9 protein-coding genes and 1 pseudogene are annotated in these 10617 nt (G+C 45.0%); all 10 read right to left on the bottom strand.

Annotated features, from left to right (window positions below; all coding sequences use genetic code 11):
• Positions 1-20: 20 nt before the first annotated feature.
• Entirely contained in the window at positions 21-1211 is a 1191-nt protein-coding gene (locus JL57_RS12035; RefSeq protein WP_034142282.1) for an iron-containing alcohol dehydrogenase, read from the bottom strand.
• Positions 1211-1507: a DUF779 domain-containing protein gene (locus JL57_RS34255; RefSeq protein WP_291299998.1), complete on the bottom strand. Its 297-nt coding sequence runs from the start codon at positions 1505-1507 to the stop codon at positions 1211-1213. Before JL57_RS34255 ends, JL57_RS12035 begins: the two co-directional genes overlap by 1 nt.
• Before the next feature lie 38 nt (positions 1508-1545).
• Positions 1546-3069 carry an aldehyde dehydrogenase gene (locus tag JL57_RS12045; RefSeq protein ID WP_034142283.1) on the bottom strand — a complete coding sequence of 508 codons (1524 nt, stop codon included), beginning with the start codon at positions 3067-3069 and terminating at the stop codon, positions 1546-1548.
• 247 nt (positions 3070-3316) lie between these two features.
• The gene (locus JL57_RS12050) at positions 3317-4540 is read right to left on the bottom strand and encodes a nitrate/nitrite transporter (RefSeq protein ID WP_034142284.1); all 1224 of its coding nucleotides are present in this window, start codon (positions 4538-4540) and stop codon (positions 3317-3319) included.
• Between the two features lie 131 nt (positions 4541-4671).
• Positions 4672-6318: an alkyl sulfatase dimerization domain-containing protein gene (locus JL57_RS12055; RefSeq protein ID WP_291299999.1), complete on the bottom strand. Its 1647-nt coding sequence runs from the start codon at positions 6316-6318 to the stop codon at positions 4672-4674.
• A gap of 229 nt (positions 6319-6547) precedes the next feature.
• On the bottom strand, positions 6548-6874 hold the full coding sequence (locus JL57_RS12060) for an SCP2 sterol-binding domain-containing protein (RefSeq protein WP_034142286.1): 327 nt from the start codon (positions 6872-6874) through the stop codon (positions 6548-6550).
• Positions 6875-7048: 174 nt separating this feature from the next.
• Positions 7049-8410 (bottom strand): acetyl-CoA hydrolase/transferase C-terminal domain-containing protein, encoded by a 1362-nt coding sequence (locus JL57_RS12065; RefSeq protein ID WP_366557012.1) that lies wholly within the window; start codon positions 8408-8410, stop codon positions 7049-7051.
• Positions 8411-8981: 571 nt separating this feature from the next.
• Positions 8982-9332 (bottom strand): DUF3870 domain-containing protein, encoded by a 351-nt coding sequence (locus tag JL57_RS12070; protein WP_034142287.1) that lies wholly within the window; start codon positions 9330-9332, stop codon positions 8982-8984.
• A gap of 362 nt (positions 9333-9694) precedes the next feature.
• Positions 9695-9845: pseudogene (locus JL57_RS36365) on the bottom strand (RNA-directed DNA polymerase); the annotation flags it as partial.
• Between the two features lie 383 nt (positions 9846-10228).
• On the bottom strand, positions 10229-10617 hold a 389-nt coding region (locus JL57_RS12080), incomplete at its 5' end, for a transposase (protein WP_034142289.1).

Below are 10617 nucleotides of genomic sequence, written 5' to 3' on the forward strand. Positions count from 1 at the left end.
AACGATGTTACAAGCAATTCCTACATGTCGAACAAGGCTTTACCCAGAATTTTGATCAGACGTTCAAGAGGTATCTTGAAAACTAAACCGGCTGGGTCGGACAAAACGTTGGTTATGGCCTGCTGCATCTCCTCTGGCTTTGGTCCGAATTGAAGTAAGTTTGCAGGCAGGCCTAGTTCATTTTGGAGAACCCTGATTTTTGCTACAGCTATTTGGTGCAGTTCATCCGGTGTTGCTTTCTCCTTGATCCCGAGTGCATCGGCCAATGCATTTATCTTGGGCAGGTACAGTTCCGGCAGCGCCTCCATTACTATGGGCAGCAGCACGGCGTTGGCCAGACCGTGCGGTATGTCATACATTGCGCCCAGGGCGTGGGCACAGTTATGAACCGGGATGGCTCCAAGCGACGAGAACGACATAATCGCCATACAGCTGGCGGTCAAAAGGTTCATCCGGGCGTCGACATCCGCTCCATTGGAAACAGCCTTCGCCAGATTCTGCTCAATCAGACGAATTGCCTGCAGCCCCAAGGCATCATACATCTGCCCCTGATATGGCCACGCCACGCCTTCGATAGCATGCGTCAGGGCGTCGAATCCAGTAAAGGCGGTAATCTTGGGCGGAAGCCCTACTGTCAAGTCAGGATCAAGTACTGCAATATCAGCATTAATGTATGGATGCAGCAAATTGGCTTTTACATGGTCGGTTTCATTTAAAAAGACGGCGACAGGAGAAACTTCGGATCCTGTCCCTGCCGTGGTTGGGACGGCAATGTGCTTTATTCCCAGCGGCTTGGCCAGCTCACCTACATATAATCCGGTATTTGCCGGCACAGTGTCTGCTATATCTGTAAGTCCGGAGGCAAGCAGCATTTTTACTCCCTTGGCCGTGTCCAAAACACTGCCACCCCCGACGGCCAGAATACCTTCTACAGCCAGCTGGCGTCCGATTCCCGCGGCTTTATTAACCAGGGACATTTTTGCATCCTGCAAGACTTCGTCAAATATGGTAACGATGTGCAAATCATGAGGCCCGTCGAATGATTCCATTAGTTTGTCGATAATTCCGGCGCTGATAATGCCCTTATCTGTTATAATCATCCAGCGCCGGGCGGCAAGCTCTTTCATATGTGCCGGAAGAAATGCCCGGGCACCGGGTCCTGCTGATACAGAGGTGCGAAAATCAAACCGGAAATAAGTTTGTGTAGGCATTAAATATCATCCTTTCTAGGTTGAGGCAACAGTACTAACTGAAGGCCGTGGTCACTTTCAATGGAAAACCTGTCACCCACAGAGGTAATTACAGTCAATATCAAGGTCTTACCGGTATGTAAAGCCGCCAGCCGCTGCGAGGTGTAAACCGGTACTCCATACGCTGAACCGATTTGGACCGCCGTAGGTTCCACTATGAAATTTTCATACAAATACGGGGCGGTGCCGTCGCAGCAGCCCTCCCCGATATAAAAAAGAAGGTTGCCCAGCCTGTCCTGCCGGACTTGCTTTAGCATCGCCGCCACCAAACCGTGCGCTAACACTTGCATGGCGGCTATTTTGTAGCCCAGCTGTCAAAAAGCAGCTGGTGCCAGAACCTTTGGTTAACGTCAGGAACCATGGAGGTGTGCATGTGTTTCGTTTGGGAGTATTCGAACAATACCTGATAGCCGGATTCCCTGCCAAAGCCTGATTGTTTGTAGCCGCCGAACGGAGCATCCGGCCGAAGCATATGCCAGTCGTTGATCCAGACTGTGCCGGCCCTGAGTTTGCGTCCGATATTCTGCGCTCTGGTGATGTCCTTGCTCCAGACACCGGCCGCCAGGCCATAGATTGAGTCATTGGCAATGCGGATGGCATCTCCTTCCGTATCATAGGGAATGACACATAGAACAGGCCCGAAGATTTCTTCCTGAGCGATCTTCATAGAATTGTCAACATTTTTAAAAATGGTGGGCTGAATATAAAAGCCGCCCGCCAATTCCGCCGGCAAATCGGGGATTTTGCCTCCATACGCCAGAACGGCGCCTTCCTCAATACCAGCCTGAATGTAATTGAGAATGGTATCCCGCTGTGTTTTGGATACAATCGGCCCCATACCTGTAGTAAGTTCCATGGCATTGCCAATGGCAATTGTTGAGGCTTTGGCGATTAGGCGATCCACTATGTCATCCTGCAATTCGCGCGGTACCAGTAAGCGGGTGCCAGACTCGCAAATTTGACCGCTGTGCAGGAATGTCGCAAATAGCGCCCCTTCGGAAACGAGGTCCAGGTCGGCGTCACGCAGCATGATCGCTGGGCTTTTTCCGCCCAGTTCAAGCGTCAGGCGCTTAACTGTATGAGAGGCCAGCTGCATAATGCGGCGGCCTACCGCTGTAGAGCCGGTAAATGAAATCTTGTCCACTTCAGGGTGGGTGACGATGGCCTCCCCAATTAGGGCGCCAGGTCCCGCCACCACATTGACAACTCCATCGGGCAAGCCGCATTCCTGAAAAATTTCCGCAAGCAAGAGCGTTGTAAGAGGTGTATTCGAAGCTGGTTTGATTACTATTGCATTACCCATGGCGATGGCGGGCGCCAGTTTCCATCCGGCGAGGATCATTGGAAAATTCCATGGAGTTATTAAACCGCAGATACCAATCGGCTCGCGCTCAATAATATTGATCGAAGGCCCCGGCACGGCGACGCAAGGCAATTCCTCCCGTATAGGAAAGTTATTGAGAATTTGCCCCATGATGGCAAATTGCTGCGGTAGCTGAAGAACATCACTGCCCATGGTTCTGCGAAGTGTCCCGCCTGATTGCATTGATTCCAAAGTAGCAAGTTCATGCGCCCGCTTGTTAATCATGTCGGCAATTCTGAACATTATATTTGCCCGTTCCTTATGCGACACCCGGCTCCAGGTCCCGGACTCAAAGGTTTGCCTAGCAACCCGGACTGCCTCATTCACATCTTCCAAGCCTGCCCTGGCAACGGTTGCGCAAACTTCACCGTTGGAAGGATTAATGACTTCAAACGTTGCGCCGGAGAGGGCAGGTACCTTTCTGCCGCCGATAAAGAGCGGATAAAACTGTGACATGGTAAAACCTCCTTTAATGGGTTATATGAGTATTGTATCGAAATTGTAAAAATGCTAATAAAACTCATATTTCAGATTTTAACTGACAATTCACTAGCTAAAACATTAGTGTAGTTCCCTATTTTATCTCACAACTAAGACCACCTGCCAGTTTATCTTCCAAATCAAGCACCATTACCTTCACATAAACAATCATAAGAATAATCATTTACTTGAAATAATTATGTCAGAACAAACACGTATCAGTTTACCTCACCGGTTTAAGCGCTTTTGCCCCTTGCCCTGTCTCTCTTACAAATTGCATCAGTATTACCGGAATTAAATTTATAACTCCTATAAAAATAAACCCTGCTATCGGTTTACCAGTAATGGTCATAATGTTACCAACTATAAGCGGAATAAGGAAAGCTCCTATCCGGTTAAAAGTGAATATTCCACCAAAGGCGCTGCCTGCCAGCTTTGGCCCTATCTCTTCAAGCTCTATAACAATTGATCTAAGTTGCGGCAAAGCGCAGCCGTGGCAAAACCCGCTGAGGAATGCAGCCATGTACAGAGGCCAATTCCACAAAATTGCCAGAAGCGGCGCCGTAACTGCGATGATAAGAAAAAGCGGCCAAGTAAATATCTTTCTAAGGCCAATTTTATCTGAAAAATATGGACCAACAATTAATCCCACGATAGATGCCAGGCTACCCAAGGAAGTAAATAGGCCTGCTTCGGCATCAGACATCCCCTTACTCACCATAAAAGTTGGCAGTATGCCAGAAGCTGCCATCAGCCCTCCTATAGTAATAAACTCTACAAATGAAATTAACCAAATTTCTTTGACTTTGAAGACCCGGTGCATTCCATCCCACATGGGGGGGCGCTGACTTGACTCCGCACCTGTAGTGTCACGTTCCCTGGCTGCTGCAATCCACATAATAAAAATGGCGATATTAATTACCGCAAGCAATAACATTAAATTTCTCCAGCCGCCAACCAAAGATGCACATGGAACTCCTAGGGCCAATCCTAGCCCCATACCGACAGTGACACCCAAATACAGTATTCCATTCGCCCGGCTGAGTTCTCTTGACCCAAACCACATGGCAACGCCTTTGCTCAAATTGGGAACGATTACGCCAATACCCATCCCCATTAAGAGGTTACAGATCAGAAGGCTTTCATAACTGGACGAGAAACCGCGTAACCCACCAAATACCGCGGTCCACAAAAGTGAGACACTCAATACTTTTTTATAGGCAAAGCGGTCGGCCAATATGCCCCCAATGATACAGAATAATAATACGCCTAGAGGTATTGCCGCCCAGATCACACTTATTTGTGAGTAGTTCAGCTTAAATTCCTTGGCAATGGTGGGGAAAACAGCGGAAAGAGATGTAACAGCTGCTCCGTCAACCTGCAAGTTTATTATCAGTAAAAGAATAAGCATTGCCCAGCGGTATGCCGATTTCTCCTTCAATTCCACTTAATACCACCTTTGTGCTATTATAAATAATCATTTATTCAACTACGCAAGAAAGAAACTGACTTGGATCTTTGATATTCAAAGAGTAAAGATCAAAAAATGTTCATTAGGGGGTAAATGGCTGAAACAAACTACAGTTTAAAAAGGCTTATGAATTCACCTAATTTCTGAACATCCCCGTTTATTTTCATTCGTCCGTCGGCAAATGCCTGGCGCGGATCGGAAACACCAAAGGCAATTTCCTTCCATGTATTACTAGTCACATCGATAACCAGTGACGGATTTTCTGGAAAACCGGCACGACTCTCCGCTATCCCACGGCGAACTTTGAACATATATCTTTCTCCGGTATCTGTAATTCTGAAACCAACCGACAAAACCATATCGGCGCTGGCAACAGGATCAATGTATACTGACATCATTTCAAAAACACTCTCCGATGGCACTGCATGAGCTGAACGGGCATCAGCTTTTGGTGTTATGAAGCTTATTTTACCCAGCATCTCATAGGCCTGGGAATAATAATACGACCGACCGTTAGAGTTATACATTCTGTCACCAAGTTTAAATAGCGCATGTATCTTTATCTCACGGGCGGCACTGTCTTCGGGATTAACCGCCAAAAGCATATCTGATATTTCAGCAGCCCACTGATCCTCGTCTCTGTCAAGAGCGCTTTTTGCCTCATTGAGTAGCTTCTGATGGCCTCCTGCCAGATTGATTATTCTTTTTGACCTCTCCGCTGAAGGCAGAGGTTCAAGCCCTGTTGCGTTACCGTCAAACCAGCCCAGATAGCTATTAAATATGGAACGTACCGACCATGAAACCTTGCCGTATATCTCCAGGGTTTCAATATGTTTAGTGAAGTGGGCGGGAAGTTTGATTTCCTCGGTAAGTTGATCGGGTGTTTTTCCTTTGTTAATGCCCCGTATTACAGAATCGTGAACGTACTGAATAGCATCCCGGTATAAAGTAAGCAACTCATCTATGCGTTCTGAACCACGAATGGGTTCAGTATGGCTTGGCACAAGGTACTCCGCGCCAAGGTCCCTCATTTTGTCCAGGGAGGTTATCCAGCCATGAACCGGGCGCGGCGAGGTTCCACGTATTGCGTACAGGTTCGGAAAAGAAGGATAATAATTGTCTCCGCAAAATAGTACTTTCTTTTCGGGCATCCATATAAAGATTTGGTCGTCGGTTTCCCCGGGGGCATGAACAAGTACAAATTTCTGCCCTCCAATTGTTACTTCCAAATTGTCATCAAATACCTTGGTGGGAGGAACAAAAAATGGCTTGTGCTCTTGGTGTTCGCTCCTCAAAAAAGGTCCTAGGCCACTACAGGCCACATTCCCTTTCGGAAGGTACGCTCCAAATTGCCTGCTTGACCGGGTACTCAGTATCGGCCATATTTTTAAGAACTGTGTTTTGTAGAAATCCAGGGTTTTTTTATGGGCGTAGACTTCAGTATTTTCGTCAGCAAAGGCAGAGGTTCCCATAATATGGTCCGGGTGCCCGTGGGTATATATAACAGCCAGGGTAGGCTGGTTTGATATTAAGTCGAATTCCTTTTTGACTTCCTGGGCAGCATCCATACTTTCAGTGGTATCAATGATTACGTTGCCGTGGTCAGTTACCACCAGAATGATATTGCCCAGCGCATACCCGATGGCTGAATATATTCCGTCAGTAACCTTTTCCACTCTTTTCTCAAATCGTTTAGCATAGGCTTCCAGTTCTTTACTAGGTGCAGGCTCCCAGGTAAATTCTCTTGTTTCCATAAAAACTATCCCCCCGTAAATTTTGCTCAAAAGCATGGAATCTTTCCATCTTATAAAGCTATAAACAGCCAGTCCCCAGCATTGCTTTTTCAGCCGGTAAGAGCCAGAATTATTTAACCAACTATATTGAGCTAATTCAGAAAAACCTGTAAAATACCATTACACTAAAAATTAGCACTCCCAGGGCAACAATAATTAACACTAATATGAGAAAAAGTTTTGTGCAAAGCTAAGCTTTAATTATGTTGTCTAGTTTCATTGCCAGAGCCATGTCGCCTTTAATCTTCAGTTTGCCGCTCACAAAAGCCATAGTCCCGTTTAACTTGCCTGCCACCATGTCTTTAAAATCATTTGAATCCATTGAAATCGTAATTGTCGGGCTGTCAGTTTCACCTTCATTCAGGGTGGGAGAGCCATCTTCAAGCTTTGCTGAAAAAGACATGGCATCCTCTCCACTGATATCAAACTGGAATACACCGCTTATTCCCTTGTTTTTGGCAGTGTTGTTCTTAAGAACGGTTGACAGTTCGGAATAAATTTCTTTCATAGTAATCATTTATGACTCCTCCTTTAAATATCCACATATTAATTGATATAAAATTTAAAAAATATAGTTAGAACTGCGACTTCATATTGTCATATATCACCGGCTTTCAGTCAAACATGATAAACCTTATATTTGGCAGTTACCTCTGAAGAATGGTAACTTTTTCTGAAAAAAGAATTAGTTCTATTGCTTATTTGTGTACCGCCAGATCTTCATTTTTTCCGCCTGCTTGATCAGTTCGTCGCGAAAGTCAGGGTGCGCGATATTGATTAGTTCCTCCGCCCTTTGCCATGTCGCCTTGCCTTTGAGATTCACCAAGCCATATTCTGTTACAACGTAATTGGTTATATATCGTGGTACCGTGACAGCTGTTGAAGGAGCGAAGGCAGGGACGATCCTGGATGTGAGTTTGCCGTCCTTGTCCCTGACGGTTGAATGCATGCAGCAAAATCCCTTGCCGCCGTTAGAGCGGAAAGCGCCGTAGATAAAATCGAACTGTCCGCCTACTCCGGAAATCTGACGTGATCCCTTGGACTCCGAAGATACCTGTCCAAAGAGATCCACCTCCAGACAGCCGCAGACAGAAAATACATTATCATTTTGAGCGATGACGTATGGATCGTTGGTATAGTCTGACGGGGCCGCATTACACAGGACATTGTTATTAACAAACTTGTAAAGCTTATCGCTTCCCAGTGCAAAGGTAAAGGTGAATTTCCCCTTATCGATATTCTTGCGCATGTTTGTGATACGCCCTGCCTCATACATATCCACAAAGGAATCAACCAGCATTTCCGTATGCACACCTATGTCTTTGATGTCGGATTGGGCGATCAAAGAGCCGACACGGTTGGGCATCGCCCCTATGCCTAACTGCAGACAGGCGCCGTCTCCCAACTCATCCATTATGTAATGGGCAATCTTATCATCAGTCTCCGTATAATCTATTTTGGATATTTGCATTAGCGGTGGGTTATCCCCCTCAATTATGCAATCAATCTGTGAAATGTGTAGGTAATTCTTCTGACCATGAACACGCGGCATATTGGTATTGACCTCCACTATGACCAGATCAAACAGCTCGGGTATAAGAGGATTAATAGACGTAGTTGTTCCGAAGTTAAAAAAACCATATTCATCCATCGGGTTAACTGTCACCATAGCAACATTGCGTCGACCCGGCGATTCTCTCGCTATCTTATAGGCTTCATGATAAGCAGAAGGAACGTAGAAAGTTAATCCTGCATCCGACAGCTTTCGGCCGACCATGCTGTGAAAAAAATCATTGTTAATAAAGTGCTTGTGGCTGGGATCAGATATTACGGCTTGAGGTATAAAAGTTAGCGTATTGGTACTTATCCATACATCGTTCAGTTCATTCTTTCTTCTTGCCAAGGCTGCATCGCAATTAATGGGCACCGAGGCGAATTCTCCATATTGAATGCGATCTCCTGACTTAATCCGCTTAACTGCTTCATCGGCAGTAACCAGTTTGTTTCCGTACTCCGCCTGAGGATCCATGACGGGTTTCAATATTTTTTGCACTAAACAACGCTCCCCTCATATAGTGTTGAGACATGCAAGGTCTCTGCTATATTGTTCAATAGTCATGCAGGGTCATTGATTTCCTGAATCTGCAGGAGAACCTCCTGAATTTTGGTTTGACCAGACCTTATTTTTCCCACAAGCGTTTCGGTCCGCCCGCCAATATTTGCGCTTAAACTATTAACATTCTCCAGGTTTTGAGCCACCTCGGTGGCAAAAGAAGCTATCTGCCTTATGCTGCACTCATTCTGATATAATGCCCCACCGACCTCACTGAGACTGCCCTTTGTCCTGAATCCGGTGTCCTTTGTGCTGGAGATAATTTCATTATTTTTTTCACAGTATCCACCGCATTCCAGGATAAAAATAGAAAAACTCAGCTATTGAAGCCACGGTTTTATACCCTGGGTTCAATAGCTGAGCTTATTTACTATACGGCAACCCTTTGAAAAGCCTGCCCCATAAATAACCAGCATATTCAATTAATATGTATCATTTATACCACTGTTCTCTTAGCATGTCAAGACGCTTTGATCTAATATTTAAAGAAAAAATGTACAAAAGCAGGTACTTATACTTGCTTGATTGTTTTATTCTTACTAGCAATTTCGATATACCTTTCATAACAAATTTTAAAAGCCTGTATAAAAGATTCAATGGCAGAAAATGATGCCATACTCCGTATACTCTGAACATATCCTTCAATCCCATTATCTAATTGTAACCCAATAGCCTTTGAGCGCAAGAATTTATTAATCACATCCCAGTCTATATTAACTCCGGCATCAACAATTATTGATGTTTCAAGATCTACAACCAATGTTACGACTATAACTTTGTGTTGTTCGTAGTTAGCGGAGCCTTTAGGCACTTGCGCATAACCGGCCACTAAAACTGACTTAGGCGGATACTGTTCATCCATCTTATACGCCCCCATTCTCTACATTATTCATAAAAACTCGCTTAGTAATTGTATACACCCATGAGATGTTAATGTCAAAGTAAAATAATTTCTGTTTCAAAGTTAGCAATTTAGCTTCTGTATAATTTTCACTGATCATAATTGAGAAATTCAATTATAATGTATTGTATAACCATTTTTTACTTAATTTAACTCTAAAATGGATATACCTCCCCTACCCCAAAATTAGTTTTCTTATAGTTGTCTAATCTCTATGCGCTACTCAAAACTAATTCGGCTTTAAACTTCAGCTGATATAGTCCTTTTAATAAAAGCCTTACCATTTCCCGCTGGGTTTTTATGTGCTTTTTCAGTCGTCTTAATGTCATACTGCCCTGAGAGGATGCAATATTTTTGTAGGCTAGAAGATAGAATTCCGGGTTGTAGAGGTTTCGGTACAATCGCTCGTACTGATACTCTACGTTCTGCGCTTTACTTGCCCAGGGTTTGCAACACTGCCGCAGGACTTCTAATGATGCCTCACGCACCTTTCCTTTGTGTGTTGGCGATTGGACTGCCCCCCTTTGCCATGTGGACTGCGCTACCGCCTCAGACTACTATGGGGGCTGTGTTGCCATGACGGATATTCAGGACTAATCCATAGCCGCAAATGGGCGGCGTTCCGTTTTAGGCAATCCCCGTTTAGCGGGGCTGGAACTGAGAGCATACCGCATTGTCGGATGTGACTTTCGTCGTTTTCCACTCTCCTGTGGCTGGCTTGCCTGAAGCATCACGCTTTCTGCGCACCCGAAACAACATAAGCTCATGTACGGACGGATATATCCTCACTAAGTAATTGTCAAATGCTACGCACGTAAGCAAAGAAAAAGCCCAACCCTAAGGTTGGACATGAATTTCTAATTTTTAGTTTTGTAGCAGTTAGCTGGTAGCTCTTTCGACCAAGGAACAAACTTTTCAATCAGTTCCGGAGATTGGTTGAAATCTGTATTCGGCATCTGTTTCAATAAATAGACCAGATATTCATAAACTTTTAGGTCGTTGGCCAATGCAGTTTGTATGATGCTGTAAACCATGGAGCTACCGACTGCACCGCGATCCGTTTTCATTGTAACCCAATTCTTGCGTCCGATTGTAAAAGGACGTATACTTCGTTCGACCAAATTGTTTGTCAGGTCTAGGCGACCGTCTAAAAGGATGTTTTCAAAATACGGCCACTGGTTCAGCGCATAATTCACGGCTTCATAAGCATGGGATTTGGGAACGGTAAGGGGCTTTGTCTCTTTAA

The organism is Desulfosporosinus sp. BICA1-9 (assembly GCF_000802135.1).